This is a genomic window from Streptomyces sp. NBC_01233 (assembly GCF_035989305.1).
Classification (GTDB): Bacteria; Actinomycetota; Actinomycetes; order Streptomycetales; family Streptomycetaceae; genus Streptomyces.
This window is the reverse complement of record NZ_CP108514.1, coordinates 3,333,027-3,355,287: the sequence shown is the minus strand read 5'-3', so window position 1 is coordinate 3,355,287 and position 22,261 is coordinate 3,333,027. Positions and strand designations below refer to the sequence as shown.

The following is a 22,261-nucleotide window of genomic DNA, read 5'->3' as shown; positions in this document are numbered from 1 at the left end:
CGGGATCCGCGGCCTGCCCCAGCATGGGTCGTAGCCCGTACGGATGGTCCGCACGGGCACGGACGACGGGGGAGGGCGGCCGGGATGAACGACACCCAGGTGACGCTGGTGGGCTGCGTGGCCACGCAGATCGACTACAAGGAAACGGCGAACGGTCCGGCGGCGCGGTTCCGGTTCGCGGTGACGGCGAGGTACTTCGACCGCCGCAAGGACGCCTGGACGGACGGGGCCACCAGCTTCTACACGGTGTGGGCGCGGCGGGCGCTCGCCGTCAATCTCGCCGGTTCCGTATCGGTCGGCGAACCGCTGGTGGTGCACGGGCGGCTGCGCGTGCGGGAGGACCCGCCCGACGGGGACGGCAAGCGGTGGGTCTCCGCGGAGATCGACGCTTCCGCCATCGGGCACGACCTGAACCGCGGTACGGCGGCCTTCCGGCGCGTGGTGCGGACGGACACTCCGCTGATGACCACTCAGAAGGCGGCGGTGGTCTGAGTGTTCGAGGCGGTTAGGATTCCCCGGTACTCACGGGCACCTGGGTCTTTGGCCCGAGGGGGAAGACTGTGTCGATTGCCGTTCCCGCATCCTCCGCTCCTGATCCCGCTCCTGGCTCCGCGCCTCGTCCCGCCGTCGGCCCGGTTCCTCGCTCCACTGCTGTGCCTGCTCCTCTCGAACCTCCCTCAGCGGTACGGGGCTCCGCGCGCCGGCCGCTGGCGGTGGCCCTGCTGGCCGCGGCCCTCGCCGCCGCGCCCGGCGCCAGGGCCGCCGCCGACTCCGACCCGGTGGCGCCCCGGGCGCCGGAGGGCGCGAGCGCCGTCCTGGACGGGCTCAAGACGTACGGGCAGGCGGTCCTGCGCTCCGGGGACGGCTCGGTCCGGCAGATCCCGGCCGGGCTCTACGAGATGCGGGTCGACGGCGGCGGGATGCTCCAGACGTACGGGGTCGGCGTGGCGGGCAACGCCCAGCCGCAGGCCCGGTATACCGAGAGCGGCTGGGGCGGCAGCACGCTCGCCGGCAACCGGGAGGCGGGCCGGATCCGATGGGTCCTGGAGCACTCCTACCCACAGCTGAACGATCTGGCCGGGCTCGCCAAGGCGGCCGGGGCCGGGGCGCTCACCGCGGAGAGCGCGGCGGCCGGGACCCAGGTGGCGATCTGGCGGCTGGCGGACGGGGTGCACGTCGAGGCGGCGGACCCGGCGGCGGAGAAGCTGGCCGACTACCTGCAGCGGGCGGCCGGGCAGCTGCCGGAGCCGCCGGCCTCGCTGGGGCTGGACCCGGGCGACGTGTCGGGGCCGGTCGGCAGCCGGCTCGGCCCGGTGACCGTGCGGACCGGGGCGCGGAGCGTGTCGGTCGTCCCGGATGCGGCGGCCGTCGCGATGGGGGTGCGCGTGGTGGACGCCGAGGGGCAGCCCGTGGACACCGCCGCCAACGGGAGCCGGCTGTACTTCGAGGTGCCCGCGGGCACCCCCGACGGGACGGCCTCGATCACCGTCCGCGGTGCGACCAAGGTGCCGGTCGGGCGGGTCTTCACCAGCGGGGTGCCCGCCCAGACGCAGATCGTGGCGGGCTCCAGCGAGTCCGCGGCCGCCGCCACGGCCACCGCGCTCTGGCCGCCGGCCCCCGTGACCGAGGCGGGCACGGCGTCCGGCTCGGAGGCGGTGGCGCTGGGCGCGCAGTCGGCGGCCGTCCCGACGACCTCCCCGGACGAGGAGCGGCTGGCGACCAGCGGCAGCTCGGCGGCCACCCCGGTCATCGCCTCCCTGGCGGTGGGCCTGGTGGTCCTGGGCGGCCTGGTGGTCCTGCTGCTGCGCAAGCGCCCGCTGGACGAGGAGGACGAGGCGTAGCCCTCTCGGGGCGCTGCCGGGGCTGCCGGGCGGGCCCGGTGGATCCGTTGGGCCGGGTGGCCTCCGGGGCAGGTTCGGATCCGCCGCCCCGGGTAGGGGCAGAAAATGGCTGATCAGCAACTGACCTGGCAGGGTGCCGTCGCGCGATGGGACCGGCTGCTGTTCGACGCGGTGGCCCGGCGGCACTGGCCGGGGGCCGACCGGGTGCTGCCCCGGCTCGGGCGGGCCGCGAACCACGGCGTGCTGTGGGGCGGCGCCGCCGCGGCGATCGCCGTCTTCGGCTCGGCCCGGGGCCGCAAGGCGGCCGGGCGTGCGGTCGCCTCGCTGGCGCTGGCCTCCGCGACCATCAACACCGTCGGCAAATGGTCCGTACGCCGGCCGCGGCCGCTGCTGCACGGGGTGCCCGCGGTGCGGCAGCTGGCGACGCAGCCGCAGACCACCTCCTTCCCGTCCGGACACTCGGCATCGGCCTTCGCCTTCACCGCCGGGCTGGCGCTGGAGTCCCCGGGCTGGGCGGTGGCGGTGGCCCCGGTGGCCGCGTCCGTGGCGTTCTCCCGGGTCTACACCGGCGTGCACTACCCCTCCGACGTGCTCGCGGGCGCGGCCCTGGGGGTGGCCGCGGCCGGAGTCGTACGCCGCCTCGCGCGGGACGTGCAGGAGGCCCGGGTCGTGCCGGGCGACGAGCGGAGGGCCGCCGGGGTGCCCGCGCTGTCCGACGGGGCCGGGCTGACCGTGGTGGTCAACACCGGGTCGGGGACGGCCGCGGACGCGGGACTCGACCTCCTGCGCACCCGGCTCCCCAAAGCCGAGGTGATCGAGTGCGAGGGTGCCGACCTGGTCCCCGCCCTGGCGCAGGCGGCCGAGCGGGCCACCGTGCTCGGGGTCTGCGGCGGCGACGGCACGGTCAACGCGGCCGCCACCGCCGCCCTGCGCGCCGGGGTGCCGCTGGCGGTGTTCCCCGGCGGCACCCTCAACCACTTCGCGATGGACCTCGGCCTCGGCGGCAGCGAGGACACCTGCCGCGCGCTGGCCGACGGGCACGCGGTCCGCGTCGGAGTGGGCCGCTTCTCCCCGGGCCCCGGGGATGCGCCGGCCGCGGACCCCGGCTACTTCCTGAACAACTTCAGCATGGGCGCCTACCCGGAGCTGCTGGGCCACCGGCTGCGCTGGGGCCCGCGCATCGGCGGCGGCCCCGCCGCGCTCCTGGCCGCCTGGCGGGTGCTGCGCGCCCAGCGGCCCGTGCGGCTGCGGCTGGCCGGGCGGCCCCGGAGCGTGTGGCTGCTGTTCGCCGGCAACGGCACCTACCACGGCACCGGCCCCACGCCCCGCCGCCGCGACAGCCTCGGCGAGGGCCTGCTCGACTTCCGGATCGTCTACGGCGGCGGCCGCCCCGGCCCCCGGCTCCTGGCCGCCGCCCTCGCGGGACCCCTGAGCCGCTCCCCGGTCCACACCGCCACCCGCCTGCGCAGCCTGCGCATCAACGACATCCCGCAGGGCACCCCGCTCGCCTACGACGGCGAATACGCCGAAGCCCCACCCGCACTGGTCCTCGACGAACTCCCCGAAGCCCTCACCGTCTACCGCCCCCGCTGATCCCGCTCACGGGCCGACCGCCGGCGGGCCGTCCGATGCCGGACCCACCCCCAGGTGTTGGTCCGATCGGTCGGATCTGCCAGTGGGTCGCACCGGGATGTTCCGGGCGGGGACGGAGCCGAGGTTATGAATGAAATCGCATGACGGTTTCGTCACCTGACCATCCATGAGCATCAATCTCAGGAGCCGCACGATGCGCCCCATCAGAGCAGCCTGTCTCGGCACGGCCACTGCGCTGGTCACCCTTCTCGCCTGCGCCCCCGGCGCGGCCGCCGCCGCGACGGACATCGATTCCGCCCACGACAAGGGCAAACACCGGGTCATCACACTCGTCGGCAGGCTCATTCAACAGACGCGCTTCCCCGTCGACCCCGCCGGCCCCGCCCAGGGCGATCGGACCGTTTTCCGCTCGGACCTCTATGACCAGGACGACGTCGACAAGGTCGGCGAGACCAACGGCACCTGCACCACCACCCGGGCCATCGACGGCGGAGCGGAGGTGTGCGTCGTGACCTACACCCTCCCGGGCCGCGGCCAGATCTCCGTGCAGGGGATGGTCTTCGGCCACCTCGACGCGGGGCCTCCCCCGTCGTTCGACAACGGGATCACCGGTGGCACCGGGGAATTCGACCGGGCTCGTGGCTCGGTCCACGCCGACACGATCGAAACGGGCAAGAGGCGCTTCACGATCGACCTCTACCTCTGACCGACCCTGACCCCGCCCGGTGAGAAGGCCGGCCCGTCCACGGCACGGCCCACCGGCTCGATCGGTCCCACCGGCGATGCCGCCACCGGGCTCGATCCCGGGCCGTCCGCCATCAGCGACATCTCGACCTGCGGACCGTCGAAGGGCCTCCAGCGGCTACCGATGACGACCGACGGTGACCAGAGCGTGAGACCCGCCCCCGGGCCGCGCTCCAGCTCAGGGGCCCGGACCATACGCGTTTCCCCCGAAGGGTGGACGGCTGGCAAGATGGGGTGTATCTGCCCACCATCGATCTGCCGGACGGTTTCTCTTGGCTGAGTTCATCTACACCATGCGCAAGACGCGCAAGGCGCACGGCGACAAGGTGATTCTTGATGACGTCACCCTGAACTTCCTGCCCGGCGCGAAGATCGGTGTGGTCGGCCCGAACGGTGCCGGCAAGTCCACCGTTCTGAAGATCATGGCGGGCCTGGAGCAGCCGTCCAACGGCGATGCCTTCATCACGCCCGGCTTCACCGTCGGCATCCTGATGCAGGAGCCCAAGCTCGACGAGTCGAAGACCGTTCTGGAGAACGTCCAGGACGGCGCCGCCGAGATCATGGGCAAGCTCAAGCGCTTCAACGAGGTCGCCGAGGAAATGGCGACCGACTACACCGATGCGCTGATGGACGAGATGGGCAAGCTCCAGGAAGTCCTGGACCACGCCAACGCCTGGGACCTCGACGCCCAGCTGGAGCAGGCCATGGACGCCCTGGGCTGCCCGCCCGGCGACTGGCCCGTCACCAACCTCTCCGGTGGCGAGAAGCGCCGCGTCGCGCTCTGCAAGCTGCTGATCGAGGCCCCGGACCTGCTCCTCCTCGACGAGCCCACCAACCACCTCGACGCCGAGTCGGTGAACTGGCTGGAGCAGCACCTCTCCCAGTACAAGGGCGCCGTCGTGGCCGTGACCCACGACCGCTACTTCCTGAACAACGTCGCCGAGTGGATCCTCGAGCTCGACCGCGGCCGCGCGCACCCGTACGAGGGCAACTACTCCACGTACCTGGAGAAGAAGGCCACCCGTCTCAAGGTCGAGGGCCGCAAGGACGAGAAGCGCCAGAAGCGCCTCAAGGAAGAGCTGGAGTGGGTGCGGTCCAACGCCAAGGGGCGTCAGACCAAGTCCAAGGCCCGTCTGGCCCGCTACGAGGAGATGGCGGCCGAGGCGGACAAGATGCGGAAGCTGGACTTCGAGGAGATCCAGATCCCGCCGGGCCCGCGCCTCGGTTCCATCGTCGTCGAGGTCAACAACCTCTCCAAGGCCTTCGGCGACAAGGTGCTGATCGACGACCTGTCCTTCACCCTGCCGCGCAACGGCATCGTGGGCATCATCGGCCCCAACGGTGCCGGCAAGACCACGCTCTTCAAGATGCTCCAGGGCCTGGAGGCGCCGGACTCCGGCACCGTCAAGATCGGCGAGACCGTCAAGATCTCGTACGTCGACCAGTCCCGCGCCAACATCGACCCCAAGAAGACCCTCTGGGCGGTCGTGTCGGACGAGCTGGACTACATCAACGTCGGCCAGGTCGAGATGCCGTCCCGCGCGTACGTCAGCGCCTTCGGCTTCAAGGGCCCGGACCAGCAGAAGCCGGCCGGCGTCCTGTCCGGTGGTGAGCGCAACCGCCTCAACCTGGCGCTGACGCTCAAGGAGGGCGGCAACCTGCTGCTCCTCGACGAGCCCACCAACGACCTCGACGTCGAGACCCTGTCCTCGCTCGAGAACGCGCTCCTCGAATTCCCCGGCGCGGCCGTGGTCATCTCCCACGACCGCTGGTTCCTCGACCGGGTCGCCACGCACATCCTGGCGTACGAGGGCGAGTCCAAGTGGTACTGGTTCGAGGGCAACTTCGAGTCGTACGAGAAGAACAAGGTCGAGCGTCTCGGTGCGGACGCCACCCGCCCGCACCGCGCCACCTACAAGAAGCTCACCCGAGGCTGAGGTAGCCGTCATGGCCAGACACCACTACCGGTGCCCCCTGCGCTGGGCGGACATGGATGCCTTCGGGCACGTCAACAACGTCGTCTTCCTCCGCTATCTGGAGGAGGCGCGGATCGACTTCATGTTCCGCCTCGCGCCGGGGGAGGGCAGCGAATCCTTCACGGGCGGCTCCGTCGTGGCCCGCCACGAGATCGACTACAAGCTGCCCCTCGTGCACCGTCACGAGCCGGTCCTCATCGAGTCCTGGGTGACCCGTATAGGCGCCGCGTCCCTGACCATCCGCTACGAGGTCAAGGACGAGGCGACCGAGGACGCGCCCGAGACGGTCTACGTGCGCGCCGAGACCGTGGTCGTGCCCTACGACCTCGCCGCGGGGCGGCCCCGCCGCATCACGGCCGAGGAGAGGCGCTTCCTGGAGGAGTACCTCGACGAGCCCGCGACGGCGTCCGCCCCCGCTTCCGGCGGCGGCCGGGAAGGACGCCTCGCGGCATGAACGAGCAGTTGCGCTTCGCCGATTCCGGGGAGGCGGCGGACCTCGCCGCCTTCCTGGGCCGGCTGGTGCACTACGACCGCGCCGCCGCCGTCCGCCTCCAGGCGGGCGGCGGTGCGCTCGGCGTCTTCGGACGGCCACCGTCCTTCGAGGTCCTGGCCATCCGTACGGTGCGGCTCGCCGCGCCCCTCGCCACGCCGCTCGACCTGACCGTGTCCGCCGGCGAGCTCCTGGAGTCCGTCGACGAGGCCTCGGCCGCGGCCACCGTGCCCGGGCCGGTCACCGGACCGCCCTGGACCGGGGTGCTCCCGCCCCGCGGCGGCTGGCGGCAGCTGCCGGGGCTGCCCGGCCCCTGGGCGATGGGAGAGGCCGTCGCGGCCGCCGTAGCCGAGTTCCGGGCCCGCGACGAGGCCCTGCCCGCGCAGCACCGGACCCGGTCCGAGCGCGACCGCATCGGCCGCGAGATCTGGTCCCGCACCCTGGGCGACACCGAACTCCCGCTGCGCGCCGTGCACGCCGCGCAGTCCCTGGGCTTCCTGCGGCCGGTACGGGCCGCCGTGCCCGCGTCCGCCGCCCCCGACCCCGTGGCGCTGCTCGCCGCCGGAAGCTGGCTGCGGCTGCGCACCCCGTACGGCTCCGTCGCCACCCGCCGCCCCGGCGTCACCGGCGGCCTGGGCGCCCTCCAGGTCCGTCCGGTCTGATCCGCAGGACGGGCCCTAACCCGCCGTGTTGATCATCGACGCCGCGGCGTACGTCAGGTACTTCCACAGCTGCGCCTCGTGCTCCGGCGCCAGGCCCAGCTCGTCCACCGCGACCCGCATGTGCTTGAGCCAGGCGTCGTGCGCCGCCGCGTCCACCTGGAACGGCGCGTGCCGCATCCGCAGGCGCGGATGCCCGCGGTGCTGGCTGTAGGTGGTCGGCCCGCCCCAGTACTGCATCAGGAACAGCGCGAACCGCTCCTCGGCGGGGCCCAGGTCCTCCTCCGGGTACATCGGGCGCAGCAGCGGGTCCTCCGCGACCCCCTGGTAGAAGCGCCGGACGAGGCGGCGGAAGGTGTCCTCGCCGCCCACCTGCTCGTAGAAGGTCTGCTCCTGAAGCGTGCCCCGCGGAATCTCATTCACCCGACCATCGTCTCAGACACCCGGACGCAGGACGGGGGTACCGGCTCTCTTGGACGGGGGCCGGCAGGGCCGCGCGTTCGCACGTGAAGGCCGTGCGCAGGACAGTGGAGGCATGGGCGCACACACCGCACACACCGAGACGCGCGATCTGCGCGAGACCGCGCACGCCGCCCAGGTGCGGGAGCTGACCGCTGCGGGGGTGCTGGAGGATCCGCGCTGGCGGTCGGCGTTCGCCGCCGTGCCCCGGCACCTCTTCGTCCCCTACTTCTGGACCGGCCGCGGCGCCGGCCACGAGCGGCTCTGGGCCGAGGACCCCGACCCCGAACGCCGGGCCCGCTGGCTGCGCGGGGTCTACGCCGACACTCCGCTGGCGACCCGGCTGCGCGACGGCCGGCTGGTCTCCTCCAGCAGCCAGCCCTCCCTGATGGCGAAGATGCTGGACGCCCTCGACGTGCACGACGGCGACGACGTCCTGGAGATCGGCGCGGGCACCGGCTACAACGCGGCCCTGCTCTGCCACCGGCTCGGCGAGGAGCACGTCACCACCGTGGACCTGGACGAGGAGATCACCGAGTCCGCACGGGCGCACCTGGCCCAGCTCGGCTATCATCCAGCCGTGGTCACCGGGGACGGCGCGCGCGGCTGCCCCTCCCGGGCCCCGTTCGACCGGATCATGGTGACCTGCACGCTGCCGCTGATCCCGCACGCCTGGCTGGGCCAGTGCCGGCCCGGGGCGCGGATCCTGGCCCCGCTGTCGACCGGACTGATCGCGCTCACGGTGCGGGACGCCGACTTCGCGGAGGGCCGCTTCCTGCACACCGCGGCGTACTTCGTCCCGGTGCGCGGGGCCACGGCCGCGCCGCCGCCCGACCCGGGCGGGGCGGCGTACGGGCTCCCGTACGAACTGGTGGAGAACGAGCGATTCCAGTTCATGCTCGTGCTGACCGCGGGCGTACTGCACCCCCGCGAGGCCCTGGACCTGTGGCGCAGCGAGGGGCGCCCGGCCCGCGAGCGCTTCGGGGTCTCGGTCAGCGCGGAGGGCCAGTGGTCGTGGCTCGACGATCCCCAGGGGCCCTATGTGTGGCCCCTGGGGGAGGGGTGATCAGCCGCGGCGGATGGTGATCGTGGTCCAGGCACCCACGTGGACGCGGTCGCCGTCGGTGAGCGGGACCGGGACGTAGGGCTGGATCGGCTCCTCGCCACCGTTGATGGTGGTGCCGTTGGTGGAGTTCTGGTCCACCACCGCCCAGCTGAGGTCGGGCTGCTGGACGAGGACCGCGTGCTGGTGGGAGACGCCCGGGTCCTCCGGGGGCACCGACAGGTCGATGTCGGGGGACTCGCCCGTGGAGGCGCGGCGGCGGCCGATGGTGATCTGGCTGCCGGCGAGCGGAAGGTGCTGCTCCGGGGAGTAGGCGGGCAGGTTGAGCCCGGCCGCCTCGGGGCCGCTGCGCTGCATCATCGCCATGAAGTACGAGCGGTCGGGGCCGATCGTCGCGGACCAGGCGCCGCCCTGGGGCGGGAACGGCTGGTGCTGCTGCGGCGGGGCCTGCTGCTGGTACTGCTGCTGCGGCGGGGCCTGCTGTTGGTACTCCTGCTGGTACTCCCGCTGCTGCGGCGGGGGCTGCTGCTGGTACTGGGGCTGCGCGGCCTGCTGGTACTCGTGCGGCTGCTCGTGCGCGGGCGGCGGCAGCAGCCAGTCGTCCTCGCGCTGCAGCGGCTCGGCCGGCCGGTTGACCCGGGACGGCCGCGAGCCCTGGTACTCGAAATGGTCCTGGGCGTAGTTCCCGGGAGCGGGCACGGGCGGCGCAGGCGTGCCACCGGGGCCGGGGCCGGGGCCGGGAACGGCACCCGCGCCGGTCGGCTGCGGGCCGGGGTCCGCCGCCGGCGGCGCGTACGAGGTCGCCGTACGAGTCAGGAAGTTGTACCGGCACTCCTCGCAGAACGGGGCCATGGCCTCGCGCGGGGTCCGGCACTGCGGGCAGAGCTCGGCCTGGGCGGTCGGCTCACCGGCGGTCGGGGGGAAACCGTAGCCGTAGGAGGGCACCGCGGGGGGGCCGTCCGGGGCACCCATGCGGTGGCCGCAGACCTCGCACCAGTCGTCGGAGGCGGACTGGTGCCCGTTCGGGCAGGTCGGCATGGCGGCGCTTCCCCCTTCTTCTCCCTGCGTCTTCACGTCAGGTCTCAGGTCTTCTTCACTCGGACGGTCTGCGTCGATCGCGTTTCAAGAGTCATCTCGTCTGCATCGGCGACCTTCGCTTTCAGCCGCACAGTACCCGCCACGGCGTCCACGACATCCACCACCTTCGACAGGAGTCTTGCCGTGTCGGCGTTCCCGGAGGCACTCGCCAGTTGTACCGCGCGCCCCAGTTTGGCCGTGGCCCCATCGACATCGCCCAGTTTGCGGGCTTCCAGACCCTGTTGGATAGCCTGCGCCAGCTCCGCCTGTCCGGTGTAGTGGGCGACCTGCGGGCTGATGGCGGTGGACGCGGCGAGATCGGTCGTCCAGACCGCGCGCACCAGGCCTTGGGCGAGGACGGTATCGGACCCGCCCGCCGCTCCCGGCAGGACGAGCGTGGTGCGGGCGGCGAGCATCTCCTGGCCGACGGCCGCACTCGGTACGCGCACGCACACGTGGTACTCGCGGGACTCGTCGCCCCACGAGCCGGTCGGATAGTCGCCGGCGCGCGGGCCCGCCGCGGTGCGGCGGTCGGTCAGGTCCTGGACGGTCGGCGCGACCTGCTTCACGTACTGGATCTCCGCGCCGACCGGGGTCCACAGGCGCAGCGCGACGTCCGCGACCTCCTTGCCCATGACGTTCTCCATCATGCGCGTGAAGTCCTCGGTGAGGTGTGCCGGGTCGGCCACGATGTCGGCGGAGCCGAGCAGCGCACTCGCGATGCCCGTGACCTCCTTCACCTCCCAGTAGGTGCCCACCCCGCGGGCGTCGCAGGTGAAGCGGCCCGCGCAGGCGTCGAGGGTGGCCCGGAGCATGGCCGGCTCCTCGTGCTCGTTGCGGCCGTCGGTGAGCAGGATGCCGTGCCGGATGACGGCCGTCGAGCTGCGCAGCAGGCCGTCGGCGAGGCGCAGCCAGGTGCCGATGGCGGTGCCGCCGCCGGAACTGAGCCCGCGCAGGGCCTCCTTGGCCTGGGCGCGGGTGGCCGGGTCGGCCACGGCGAGGCGGCCCTGGCCCGGGTAGACCTCCTTGGCCACGTGCGTACCGGCGATCACGGCGAAGGAGGTGCCGTCGCGCAGGGTGTCGACGGCCGCCGCCGTGGCCTCGCGGGCACCCCGCATCTTCTCCGCCGGGTACTCCATGGACCCCGAGCAGTCGACCATGATCACGACGGCGGCCGTGCCGTCGGCGGCAGCCGCCCGGGTGGCGGTGGCACCGCCGGTGGCGGTCACCGTGACGATGGCGTGGACGTCACGCCCGCCCTCGGGGAGGAACTCGTTCTGGTACACCTCCACGCTGAAGCGCGGGGCGCTCGGCTTGGCGAAATTCGCCATCGATGGGACTCCTAGGGCTCGGGCAGGCGGGTCAGACCTGCGGGCGCGCTTCCGGTTCCGGTCGTGCTGCCGGGCCCGGCTCCGCCTCGGGTCCCGGTTGCTGCCCGGGGTCCGTGGCGAACGGCACCACGGCCACGGTGACGTTGTCGTGGCCGCCGCCGTCGAGGGCGTGCCCCACCAGGACCTGCGCGCTGTGCAGCGGGCGGGTCGCGGCGTCCGCGGGCAGCACCTGGGCCAGCTCCCGCGCGGACTCCGCGTAGTTCCACAGTCCGTCGGTGCAGACCACCACCACCCCGGGGTGGTCCGGCTTGAAGGTCGCGGTGTGCGGTTCGAGCTCGTACGCGTCGGCCCCCAGCCAGCCGGTGATGGCGTGCGCGCGGACGTCCGCGTAGGCCTCGGCCTCGCCCATCAGCCCGGCGGCGACCATCTGCGCGGCCCACGAGTCGTCCTCGGTGAGACGGCGGGGCAGCGCGGCGCGGTCGTCGGGCACCCAGTAGGCACGGCTGTCGCCCACCCAGCCGATGGTCAGCAGGCCGCCGCTGACGACGGCGCCCACCAGGGTGCAGGCGGGGGCGTTCTGCGCGCCCGGGGTCTCCGGGGCCAGGGCGTTCACCGCGGCGGCGGCGGCCAGGATCGCCTCGTGCATGGCCTCCTGGGGGTGCGCGCCACGGGGGAGTGCGTCCAGCAGTGCCTCGTTGGCGGCGCCGGCCGCGGCGGCTGAAGCCTCGTCGGGGCGGCTCGCGGAGGAGACGCCGTCGCAGACGATGGCCACGGTGGCGGCGGATCCGTCGGGCAGGGCGGTGGCCGCCACCGCGAAGGAGTCCTCGTTGCGGTGGTGGCGCAGCCCCCGGTCACTGACGGCGGCGACGCTCCCCAGTTCCTCTTCGAGGTGGTCCCGCTCCCGGGGCTGTGCGTGCCCGCAGTGCTCGCAGTACCCGTCGGTGTCCACGTGGCCGGCCCGGCAGGCGACGCAGGTCTTCCCGCCGGTCGCTGCGCCGGACGGGGACGGGGTCTCGTACGGGGCTTCGCCGGCGCCCCAGGGCGTTCCCTCCGGGGGAGTGCCGGAGCTGTCGCCGGGCCGGTCGTGGCGGGTCTCGGGGCCGTCCGCCCAGCCCTGCGGGCCCGAGGGCCCGGACGGGCCGCCCGGCGCCGGCCCGGAGCCGTCCGCGGTGCTGCCCCGCGGCCGGCCGACGTGCCCCTGCTCCGGGGCGGACCCGGGGGCGTACGGGGCGTCGCCCGCTCCCCACGGGGTGCCCTCCGGGGGCGTACCGGTGCCGTACGGGCTCTCGTGGCCCGCGCTCCCGTACGCGGCCCCGGCCGGGCCCGGCTGCGCCAGCAGCCCGGGCTCCGCCGCGGTGGTGCTCCAGCCGGCTGGCTCGTCGACCAGCGTGGGCGCGGCCGCGGCCACGCTGCCCCAGCCGGGCGCCGGTTCGGCGGCGTCGTGGGACGCGCCGGGGGCCGGGCTCCCGTAACCGCCCGCGTGGGCGGCCGGCGGAGCCGACGGGATGGGCATGGTCGGGTGGTCCGCGGACGCAGCCGGGGGAGGAGCGGTCACGGCGTAGCCGCAGACGCCGCAGAAACGGTCACCCTCCTCCAGGGGTTCCGCGCAGCTGGGGCAGCCCGACAGCCGATGCATCGACATCACTCACACCCACGTCCGGGGACGGAAACGGTTTGCCCGCTCCACCAGTTCGATCCTCTCCTCGCCACGCCGCGCCAGCCGTGCGAGGACGCGGTACGAGCGCTCCAGTCCGAAGCGCAGGCCCCGCTCGTCCAGTTGACTGCCGAGCAGCGAGGTCCGGCCGGGGTCGGAACCCCGGCTGCCCGACAGTACCCAGTCCAGGGCCGAGCCCAGAACCTCCGCCGCGAGCCGCTCCTGCCGCTCCGGGTCCAGCCCGAACCGCCGCAGGGCCTCCACCTGGTCGGCTGCCGCCGCCAGGTCGGCCAGCAGCGGCTCCTGCGGGGACCGGTCGCGCAGACGTGCGCGTACGGCCGCCACCCGGGCGGCGGTGTAGTGGATGGACGCCTCCGGTACGGATTCCAGCGTGCGCACCGCTGCGTCCCGGTCGCCGGCGGCCAGCTGGACCCGGGCCAGCCCGAAGGCCGCGCTCACGAATCCGGGGTCGGTGATCCACACGAGCCGGTAGTACTCGGCGGCGTTGTCCAGCTGGCCCAGCACCTCCGCGCACAGCCCGAGGGCCAGCTTCGGCGCGGGCTCGCCCGGGAAGGCGTCGTAGATGGCGTCGAAGGACAGGGCCGCGATCTCGTTCTCACCGGTGGCCAGCGAGGCGATGCCGCGGGCCCACACCACCCGCCAGTCGTCCGGATGCCGGGCCTCCAGCTCCGCCAGGGTGCGCCCGGCCGAGGACAGCTCGCCCAGCTCCAGCCGGGCCCGCAGCTCGCGCAGCCGCAGCTCGGCCGAGTCGGCGGGCGCCGAGGCCAGCGCGCCCAGCAGGTCGCCCGGCGCGGAGGCCAGCAGACCGGTGAGGAAACCGGCGTTCGGATCGCCCGCGTCCACCAGCGGTACGGGCAGGGCCAGCGCGGTGTCGCCGGCGTCGAGGGTGGTCGCTCCCGCCCGGGCCGCTGCCGCGGTGGGAGCGGCCGGGGACACCGGGGCCGGTGCGGGCACCGCTGCCGGAACCTGACGGGCCCGGGGCACGGGCGCCGCCACATGCGTGGCGGTGCTCCCGAGGCCGGGCAGCGGCGCCCCGGCCGGCCCGGGCGCGGGCGTCCCGCCGAAGGGTGCGGCCGCCCACGGGCCGGCGCCCCCGGCGGGCGACGCCGAGCCTCCCGCCGCCCCGGGTGCTCCCGCAGGCGGGGCGACGCCTCCCGGCGGGGTGCCGGGCAGCCCGGAGCCACCGGAGTGGTTGCCTGCGGGCAGCGTCCCGCTGTGCGGAGGTCCCCACGGGCCGGAGGCCCCGGGCAGGGGCGCCCCGCCCGGCGGGCTGCCGCCGGCGAGCGTGTGGCCCTGCGGGCCGGACGCCCCGACGGGCGCCGCCGCGGGCAGGGCCGCTCCGCCCGGCACGTGCGCACCGGCCGCTGCCCCGCCGCGGCCGAGCAGCCCGCCACCCCGCCGGGAGGCAAGCGGCCGGGAGGCGATCGGGCGGTGGCCCAGCCGGGACACGACCGCGCCCGAGGCGGCGTCGGCGAACAACTGGTTGTCCGGAACACGCAGTTCCGGGCCGAAGAGGGTCGACAGCTGGGGCCGCGGCCGGCCCGTCTGGAGCGCGACCACCTCGCGCAGCACGCCCGTCAGCTGGTCCGCCATCTCCTGCGCCGAGGAGAACCGCCGCCCCGGATCCGGGTCCGTCGCCCGTACGAGCAGCCGGTAGAAGGACTCGTACCGTCTGAACACCTCGATGTGCTCGGGATCCGGCAGCGAATCCACGAACACATTGGTGTAGCCCTGGAAGTCGAAGGTCAGGACCGCCAGCGTCCGCGCCACCGTGTAGAGGTCGGAGGCGACCGACGGGCCCAGCTCCGCGACCTCCGGCGCCTGATACCCCACCGTGCCGTAGATGGCCGACTCCTCGTCGTCCATCCGGCGCACCGCGCCCATGTCGATCAGCTTCAACTGGTCCTGCTGCTGGATCGCGTTGTCGACCTTGAAGTCGCAGTACAGCAGGTTCCTGCTGTGCAGGTGGCCCAGCGCCTCCAGAGCCTCGATCCCGTACGCGCACGCCTGCTCCACCGGCAGCGGATCGCGCCGCCCGTCCGGCCGCCGCCGCTCGTTCGCGATCTCCTTCAGCGACTTGCCGCCGACGTACTCCATGACGATGTACCCGTCCAGCGAACCGGTCCGCTGGTCCAGGTGCTCCACGAAGTTGTAGATCCGCACGATGTTGGAGTGCTCGATCTCCGCGAGGAAGCGGCGCTCCGATATCGCGGCCTCCATCGCGTCCTGGTCGCCGGTGTCGAGCAGGCCCTTGAGGACCACCCAGCGGTCCGCGACCGCCCGGTCCACCGCCAGGTACACCCAGCCGAGACCGCCGTGCGCGAGGCAGCCCGCCACCTCGTACTGGCCGCGCACCACGTCGCCCGCGTTCAGCTTGGGCACGAAGGAGTAGGGGTGCCCGCACTTGGTGCAGAACCCTTCCGTCCGGCCCGGGCGGTCCCCGCGGGACCGGCCCACCGGGGCCCCGCAGTCCGAGCGCGAGCAGAACCGCTTGCGCTCCGGCACCTCCGGGTTCTCCAGGACCGCCGCCGAAGGATCCGGACGCGGCACCTCCGGAACGTTGACCAGACCGGCTCCCAGCCGACTGCGCCCCGAGGACGCCGCCGAACCCGAACTGCGCACCGACACCGACCGGGTGGACGCCGTCCCCGACAGGGACCGCGACAGCCGCCCCGACACCGAGCGGCGGGACGAGGAGGACCGGGAGGAGCGGGCCGAGGCCGAGGACCGCGCCGAGCCGTGCGAACCCTGCGAACCCATCGACCCACGGGACCCACCGGATCCCAGCGAACCCCGGGCCGCGCTCGTCATCCCCGTCGGGGGCGACACCAGATCGTCCGCACCCGCCGCGACAGCGCCGACCGGCGCCAGCCCACAGGTGTCGCAGTACAGCCCGCCGCCGCCCATGTCCTCGTACGTCCCCGGGCAGCCGGGGCGAACGCACGCGGTTCCGACCAGACTCATGCGTCCTCCTTCCCCGGCCCGTGGGGCCGGAACTGCTCGGGCCGGTGATCTTCGTGCCGCGGCTGCTGCGGTACCAGCGACTCCGCCGCCGCCTGCTGGTAGCGCAGGACGGCCTGCTCGGCGGCCCGCAGGTCGCAGGGCGCGCTCCACAGCATCCGGCGGGCCGCGTCGTACCGCTCGACCAGCACCGGATCCTCCGCCAACCCGTGGCGGGCCACCTTCGCCTTGTACGCGTCGAGCCGCCCGCGCAGCTCGGCCCGCACCGCCAGTGGCGCCGTCACAGCAGTCAACGATTCACGGGCCCGTCGCAGTTCCTCCTCGGCCCGCACCTCCAGCGATTCCAGCAGCGGCGACAGCCGGTGCCAGCGCGACTGGCGCCGGTGCTCGGCCGCCGCCGCCAGCTGCTCCTGCAGCACCGTGGGCGGGCCGCTCACCGCCGGCACCTCGGACGCGGCGATCTTCGCCAGCACCTCGCCGCGCGCCGTCCGCGCCTCCGCCAGGGTCCGGTCGGCCCGCGAGAGCACGTCCCGCAGGCTGATCAGCCGCTGCTCGGCGTCCTGGCGCACGTCCAGCACCGCCTCGACCTCCCGGCGTACGTCCTCCAGCGCGAGCGCGGCCCGGTCGTAGCGCCCCGTGTCCGGACGGCCGCCGCCGGGCGCCGCGCTCCCCGTCACCGGCAGCCAGAACGCCAGCGGGTCCGCGATCACCTGCGCCCGCAGCTGCGTCAGCTCCGCGGTGATGTCCTCCAGGTCGTCGCCCGAGGGATGCTCGCCCGGGCGCACGCCCACCGAGTGGGCGAGCGAGCGGGTGCGGTGCAGCTCGGCGGCGAGCAGGTCGATCCGGGCGGGCAGCGCCGACCACACGGCGTCGGCGGCGACCACCACGTCCAGCGAACGCGCGTACAGATCGTTCATCCGCGCCACCAGCTCGGCGAGCGAGAGCCGCTCCGCCAGCGCGACGCCCTCCGCCGCGGCGCCGGCGATCAGCACGCCGGGCCCGCGCAGCCGCTCCGTCAGCTCGATCAGGTCCTCGCGGTTCGGCCAGCGGCGCCGCTCCCGGACCTCCCGGGCGGCGGTCAGGGCCCCGCTGTAGGCGTCGAAGTACGTCCACAGCCGGCTGATGTCCGCGTCGGCGGCCGTCCACCGGTCCTTGGTGATCCCGGTCAGCGCGGCGCCCTCCAGCAGCCGGCGCCCCGCGTGGTCCTGGAGGGCGAGCAGCGAGGTCTCGACGGCCTCGTGCTCCGCGCCCAGCCGGGCCAGGGCGCGGTCGACGCCGTCCCGGTCCATCACTGCCGAACCCGCCTCCACCGACTGTGCCTCCGCTTCCGCTGCCGCCTCCGTGTCCCTCTCCGCGTGCTCCGTGTCCGGCCCCGCGCCCGGTCCCGTACCCGAAACCGCCACCGGCCTCAGCCGTCCCGGTACTTGGGAGCGGGCGGCGCGGACACGCCGGGCAGCACGGGCTGGAGGTGCTTGAGGTACGCCCTCATCCACGCGCTGTCATTGCCGCCCACGCGGTAGTTCTCCAGCACCTTGTTGACCCGGCGTACCAGGTCCGAGGCGTCCTTGTTCATCGCCACGCCGTAGAACTCCCGGGTGAAGGGCGAGCCCACCAGCTGCACCGAGGGGTCCTGCGCGGCCTGGCCGGCCGCGAGGGCGTTGTCCGTGATGATGCCGTCGACCTCGCCCAGCTGGAGCCGGACCAGGCAGTCCAGCTGGTTGGCCACGGTGACCGGGACCGAGCCGTACGACTGGGACCTCAGCGCCGCCTCCGCCGTGGAACCGGCGGCGAAGCAGATCCGCTTGTCCTTCAGCGAGGTGTCGTACCCGGTGATCGGCGAACCCTTGGGGGCCAGCACCTGCTGCCCGGCCTCGAAGTAGGCCGTCGAGAAGGCGACGTCCTCCAGCCGCTTGCAGTTGATGGTCATGGTCCGCACGACGACGTCGACACGGCCCTCCTGGAGCGCCGGGATGCGCTGGCTGGTGGGGATGGCCCGGTAGATGACCGCGTTCTCGTCGCCCAGGATGTCCTTGGCGATGGCCTTGACCAGGTCGATGTCGAAACCGTCGAGACGGCTGCCCTCGGCGGTCTGGTTGCGGTAGCCCCAGCGGAAGCTGTTCTGGTCCACGCCGGCGACGAGCTTGCCCGCCGCCTTGATCCGCGCGATGGCCGCCCCGTCCACGTCGGACGGGCGCAGGCTCGCCTCCGGGTCCTGACAGGTGTCGGTCTGGGTCCACGGCGCGGCCGGGGCCACCGCCATCGAGGCGGGCTTGCGGACCGCCGGCCCGCCGGTGTCGGGCGTCGCGTGGGCCAGCGGCAGCAGCACGACCGCGGCCGTCACCGCACAGGCGACGGCCATCGCGCTCACGCCGCCCCAGCCGCGCAGCCGGCCCGCGGCCCGCCGCACCCCGGACACGGCGCCGCCCGGAGCCCCGGCGCGGCCCTCAAGGGCCGCGTGTCCCGCGTGTCCCTCGTACTGCTCGTGGCCTTCGGCGGCCCGCCTCGCTCGTATCCGCATCGCTCTCACCTGTACTCCGAAAGCCTGCGCCCGATACCGAGCAGGGCAGCCGCCGCTCCGACGACGACCAGGATCGCCGATCCCGTCACGAGACCGCCCGTCGCGCCGATCCCGTCCCGGGCCGACCGGGTGAACTCCCGCTGTTCGTGGGCCACGGCCTGCTCCAAGGAGGCGTCCACCGTGTCGAAGGCGGCCCCGCTGCTCTCCTTGTGCCCCTCGTCCCCGACGACCTGGGGCAGCGCGGCTTCGTAGTCGCCCTTCAAGTCCGCCTCCCTGGCCGCCGTGTGCCGCTGCTTCCACTGCTCCACGCCGTCCACGGCGCGGTTCACCGGGCCCCGGCCGGCCTCGTCGTCGGCCAGTCGTAGTGCGGTCGCCAGCCCGGCGTCCAACTGCTTCATGTTGTTCGTGAAGTCCACGTCGTACTTGTCGGACTTCTTGTCCTCCGCCAGTACGGCGCCCCGCGCGATCAGAGTCAGGTTCTCACCGGCCCGCGCCTGCAAGGAGGCGATCCGCGCGTCGTTGAGCACCTTCATCGACTCCTGCCCGTCCGCCCGCGCTTCACTCAGCGAGGACCGCGCCACCGTGTGGCCGACGGCCAGCCACAGCAGCACCACCACCGACGCGGCCGTCGCGGCCAGCAGACCGTGGTTGAAGACCCGGTTCGTGTGCCGGTAGTTGCGCCGCTGCGCCCACACGAGGCCGGCGACCGCGAGCAGGCCCGCGCCGAGCGAGGCCAGCGGCCAGGACCGGGCGTCGTCGTAGTCCTTGTAGAGCCGGCCGGTCTCCGCCTCGTACAGCCGCTGCGCGGCGGGCAGCAGCTGGGTGGTCATCTGCTCGTTGGCGTAGCGGAGATAGGCGCCGCCCAGCGGCAGGCCCTGCCGGTTGGTGGCCCGGGCCTGCTCGATCAGGCCGGTGTAGCGCGGCAACTGCTCGCTCAGCAGGGCGATCTGCTCGCGGGAGTCCTCGTTGCCGCCGGTGTTGGCGGCCGCGCTCCCCAGCAGCTTGGAGGCGTTCGCGATGTCCTTCTCGTACCGCTGCCGGACCTCGCGCGGCTCCTGGGCGCCCAGCAGGAAGCCGCTGGAAGAGGTCGTGTCGGCGTCGGCGAGGGAGCGGTAGATGCTCGCCGCGTCCGCGCTCAGCGGCTGGCTGCGGCCCACCACGTCGTCGGCGGCGGTGGTCCGGCCGGAGATCTCCCAGACGCTCACGGTGCCGAACAGCACGATCAGGGCGGCGAGTGCGGCGCCGATGATCCGCAGCCGGCCGGGCTCGGTGGTCGCCGCCTCGCGCAGCCGCTCCACACCCTCGGCCCAGGCGGTGCTCCGCCCGGGCGGCCCGTCGGGCGGCGAAGCCGGTGCCCCCGCGGGCGGCACGGCACCACCGCCCCCGGGCGCGGGCGCGCGTGATGTGATCGCCACCGTGACCTCCCCCTCGGTCCTGTAGTCCCCCAGCCAACGGCGTGAGGCACCCCCTGCGCAGCAGTATGGACGTAGTGCCGGTCGACCACAGCACCCGGTGCTGCATCCGGGGAGATCCACCCCCTGGGGCGCCCTCCGTCACCCCTTCACCGTCAATACGCGTGCACGGGCGCCACGGTTCCAGACCGGCGGCCCTCCGGGGCGGGTTCAACCGAAATGGGCACGGAGTTTTCCGTAGGCGAGGGGTGGGGAGCCGAGGGCGTCGAGGCCGAGGAGGCCGGCGCCCAGGACCGGCGGGGCCGTGACCACGTGGATGCGGGCGCGCGGGGCCCGGTCGGCGAGGCGGGCCTCGATCCGGTCGTTCAGCTGCGGGTGCCGGGCCGCCAGGACGCCGCCGCCCAGTACCACGGGCACCTCCTCGCCCAGCAGGCCCAGGCGGCCCAGTGCCACCGAGGCCATGGCCACGATCTCGTCCGCCTGCCGGTGCACCAGCGACAGCGCCACCGGGTCTCCGGCGGCCGCCACCGCGAACAGCACCGGGGTCAGTTCGTGCCGCCGCCCGGCCGGGACCCGGCCCAGGTGCATCGCCTCGATCAGCGAGGCCATCGAGTCGAGGCCCAGGTGCGCGGGGAGCGCCCGGGCCAGTTCCGTCGGGTCGCCCCGACCGTCCTCGGCCCGGGCCGCGAACCACAGGGCCTCGTCGGCCAGTCCGCCCCCGCCGCCCCAGTCGCCGGAGATCCGCCCGATCGCGGGGAAGCGTGCGGTCCGCCCGTCCGGGGTCATCCCGACGCAGTTGATGCCGGCCCCGCACACCACCGCGACGCCGCGCGGCTCGGCGCCCACGGGCAGGCCGGCGCGCAGCAGGGCGAAGGTGTCGTTGTGCACTTCCGTCACGCGCCCCCAGTTGCGGCGCTTGATCTCGCGCGCCAGCTTCCGCTCCTCCACCGGGAAGTCCGCATTGGCCAGGCAGGCCGACACGTGCTCGGCGCAGGGCCCGGGGCCGCGCCCGTCCCGGTAGTCCAGGCCGGCGTCGGCCATCGCCTCGGCCAGTACGTCGACGGCCGCGGCCACCCCCGTCCGGGACGGCTGGAAGCCGCCGGCCTGCCCGGAGCACAGCACCGAACCGTCGGGGCCGAGCAGGGCCACGTCGGTCTTGCTGTTCCCCGCGTCGATCGCCAGGACGGAACAGAGGTTCACGCCCATGGCAGGTGCTCCTTGTTGTGCGCGAGGAGCCGGTCGGTCAGCCCCTCGGCCAGGTCGAACTGGCCGACCAGCGGGTGCGCGAGCAGTGCCTTGAAGACCCGCTCGCGCCCGCCGCGCAGCGCCGCGTCCAGTGCGAGGTCCTCGTACGCCGTCACGTGCGAGATCAGCCCGGTGTGGAGCGGGTCCAGCCGTGGGACCGCCAGTGGCCGCGGGCCCGAGGCGTCGACGCGCGCCTGTACCTCGACGACCGCGTCGTCCGGCAGGAAGGGCAGCGTGCCGTTGTTGTACGTGTTGACCACCTGCACGGCCGGGCCGCCGTCGGCCAGCAGGGAGGCGGCGAGGTCCACGGCCGCCTCGGAGTAGAAGGCGCCGCCCCGCTTCGCCAGCAGCGCCGGCTTCTCGTCGAGCGCAGGGTCGCCGTACAGGGCGAGCAGTTCCCGCTCCATCGCGGCGACCTCGGCGGCCCGCGACGGCTTCGTGCCGAGTTCCCGTACGACCTCGTCGTGGGCGTAGAAGTAGCGCAGGTAGTACGAGGGCACGACGCCGAGCCGGTCCAGCACCGCCCGCGGCAGGCGGAGGTCCCCGGCGATCGCCTCGCCGTGCGCGGCGAGCAGCCGCGGCAGCAGGTCCTCGCCGTCGGGGCCGCCCCGGCGCACGCCCAGTTCCCAGGTGAGGTGGTTGAGGCCCACGTGGTCCAAGTGGATGTCGCCGGGGGCCAGGTCCAGCAGGGCCGCGAACTTCCGCTGGAAGCCGATGGCGACGTTGCAGAGCCCGACGGCCTTGTGCCCGGCCCGGAGGAGGGCCCGGGTGACGATCCCGACCGGGTTGGTGAAGTCGATGATCCACGCGTCCGGGTTGGCCCGCCGGACCCGTTCGGCGATGTCGAGGACCACCGGGACCGTGCGCAGCGCCTTGGCGAGGCCGCCCGCGCCCGTGGTCTCCTGCCCGACGCAGCCGCACTCCAGGGGCCAGGTCTCGTCCTGCAGCCGGGCGGCCTGGCCGCCGATGCGCAGCTGGAGCAGGACCGCGTCGGCCCCGTCGACTCCCGCGTCGAGGTCGGCGGTCGTGGTCACCCGGCCCGGGTGCCCCTGCCGGGCGAAGATCCGCCGGGCCAGGCCGCCGATGAGTTCCAGCCGGTCGGTGGCCGGGTCGATCAGGACGAGCTCGCCGACCGGCAGGGTGTCGCGCAGCCGTGCGAAGCCGTCGATCAGTTCGGGGGTGTAGGTGGAACCGCCGCCCACCACTGCGAGTTTCAT

General features: G+C 74.1%; 18 protein-coding genes. 8 read left to right on the top strand and 10 right to left on the bottom strand.

The window, feature by feature from the left end:
* Positions 1-84 precede the first annotated feature (84 nt).
* The 7 genes from OG332_RS15710 to OG332_RS15680 all read left to right on the top strand — a co-directional run bounded on the left by OG332_RS15710 (position 85) and on the right by OG332_RS15680 (position 7,306).
* The gene (locus OG332_RS15710; RefSeq protein WP_327414067.1) at positions 85-492 is read left to right on the top strand and encodes a single-stranded DNA-binding protein; all 408 of its coding nucleotides are present in this window, start codon (positions 85-87) and stop codon (positions 490-492) included.
* A 161-nt stretch (positions 493-653) separates the two neighbouring features.
* Positions 654-1,841 carry a thioester domain-containing protein gene (locus OG332_RS15705; RefSeq protein WP_327414066.1) on the top strand — a complete coding sequence of 396 codons (1,188 nt, stop codon included), beginning with the start codon at positions 654-656 and terminating at the stop codon, positions 1,839-1,841.
* A gap of 105 nt (positions 1,842-1,946) precedes the next feature.
* Positions 1,947-3,434: a bifunctional phosphatase PAP2/diacylglycerol kinase family protein gene (locus tag OG332_RS15700; RefSeq protein ID WP_327414065.1), complete on the top strand. Its 1,488-nt coding sequence runs from the start codon at positions 1,947-1,949 to the stop codon at positions 3,432-3,434.
* A gap of 193 nt (positions 3,435-3,627) precedes the next feature.
* Entirely contained in the window at positions 3,628-4,140 is a 513-nt protein-coding gene (locus OG332_RS15695) for an allene oxide cyclase barrel-like domain-containing protein (protein WP_327414064.1), read from the top strand.
* A 310-nt stretch (positions 4,141-4,450) separates the two neighbouring features.
* On the top strand, positions 4,451-6,115 hold the full coding sequence (gene ettA, locus OG332_RS15690) for an energy-dependent translational throttle protein EttA (RefSeq protein ID WP_327414063.1): 1,665 nt from the start codon (positions 4,451-4,453) through the stop codon (positions 6,113-6,115).
* Between the two features lie 10 nt (positions 6,116-6,125).
* Positions 6,126-6,608, top strand: coding sequence for an acyl-CoA thioesterase (locus OG332_RS15685; RefSeq protein ID WP_327414062.1), 483 nt, complete (start codon positions 6,126-6,128; stop codon positions 6,606-6,608).
* A complete protein-coding gene (locus OG332_RS15680; protein WP_327414061.1) occupies positions 6,605-7,306 on the top strand; it encodes a hypothetical protein in 702 nt (233 codons plus the stop codon). The genes OG332_RS15685 and OG332_RS15680 overlap by 4 nt, the downstream gene beginning before the upstream one ends.
* A gap of 15 nt (positions 7,307-7,321) precedes the next feature.
* Here the strand turns inward: OG332_RS15680 and OG332_RS15675 are convergent, their stop codons facing one another.
* On the bottom strand, positions 7,322-7,726 hold the full coding sequence (locus OG332_RS15675) for a globin (protein ID WP_327414060.1): 405 nt from the start codon (positions 7,724-7,726) through the stop codon (positions 7,322-7,324).
* A gap of 112 nt (positions 7,727-7,838) precedes the next feature.
* On the opposite strand from OG332_RS15675, the gene OG332_RS15670 reads away from it, so the two are divergent.
* A complete protein-coding gene (locus OG332_RS15670) occupies positions 7,839-8,828 on the top strand; it encodes a methyltransferase domain-containing protein (RefSeq protein ID WP_327414059.1) in 990 nt (329 codons plus the stop codon).
* On the opposite strand, the gene OG332_RS15665 is transcribed toward OG332_RS15670, so the two are convergent.
* The 9 genes from OG332_RS15665 to OG332_RS15625 all read right to left on the bottom strand — a co-directional run bounded on the left by OG332_RS15665 (position 8,829) and on the right by OG332_RS15625 (position 22,261).
* Positions 8,829-9,863 carry an FHA domain-containing protein gene (locus tag OG332_RS15665; protein ID WP_327414058.1) on the bottom strand — a complete coding sequence of 345 codons (1,035 nt, stop codon included), beginning with the start codon at positions 9,861-9,863 and terminating at the stop codon, positions 8,829-8,831.
* A 44-nt stretch (positions 9,864-9,907) separates the two neighbouring features.
* Complete coding sequence (locus OG332_RS15660; RefSeq protein ID WP_327414057.1) at positions 9,908-11,233, bottom strand: VWA domain-containing protein; 1,326 nt, start codon at positions 11,231-11,233, stop codon at positions 9,908-9,910.
* Positions 11,234-11,264: 31 nt separating this feature from the next.
* On the bottom strand, positions 11,265-12,869 hold the full coding sequence (locus tag OG332_RS15655; protein WP_442816354.1) for a protein phosphatase 2C domain-containing protein: 1,605 nt from the start codon (positions 12,867-12,869) through the stop codon (positions 11,265-11,267).
* Between the two features lie 9 nt (positions 12,870-12,878).
* Positions 12,879-15,872 carry a serine/threonine-protein kinase gene (locus OG332_RS15650; RefSeq protein WP_327414055.1) on the bottom strand — a complete coding sequence of 998 codons (2,994 nt, stop codon included), beginning with the start codon at positions 15,870-15,872 and terminating at the stop codon, positions 12,879-12,881.
* A complete protein-coding gene (locus OG332_RS15645; protein ID WP_327419239.1) occupies positions 15,869-17,158 on the bottom strand; it encodes a hypothetical protein in 1,290 nt (429 codons plus the stop codon). The genes OG332_RS15650 and OG332_RS15645 overlap by 4 nt, the downstream gene beginning before the upstream one ends.
* Positions 17,159-17,277: 119 nt before the next feature.
* Complete coding sequence (locus tag OG332_RS15640) at positions 17,278-18,228, bottom strand: glutamate ABC transporter substrate-binding protein (protein WP_327419238.1); 951 nt, start codon at positions 18,226-18,228, stop codon at positions 17,278-17,280.
* Positions 18,229-18,392: 164 nt separating this feature from the next.
* Positions 18,393-19,802 (bottom strand): hypothetical protein, encoded by a 1,410-nt coding sequence (locus tag OG332_RS15635; protein ID WP_327414054.1) that lies wholly within the window; start codon positions 19,800-19,802, stop codon positions 18,393-18,395.
* A gap of 207 nt (positions 19,803-20,009) precedes the next feature.
* Positions 20,010-21,005 carry an N-acetylglucosamine kinase gene (locus OG332_RS15630; RefSeq protein WP_327414053.1) on the bottom strand — a complete coding sequence of 332 codons (996 nt, stop codon included), beginning with the start codon at positions 21,003-21,005 and terminating at the stop codon, positions 20,010-20,012.
* Positions 20,996-22,261, bottom strand: a complete 1,266-nt coding sequence (locus tag OG332_RS15625) for a 6-phospho-beta-glucosidase (protein WP_327414052.1) — start codon at positions 22,259-22,261, stop codon at positions 20,996-20,998. Before OG332_RS15625 ends, OG332_RS15630 begins: the two co-directional genes overlap by 10 nt.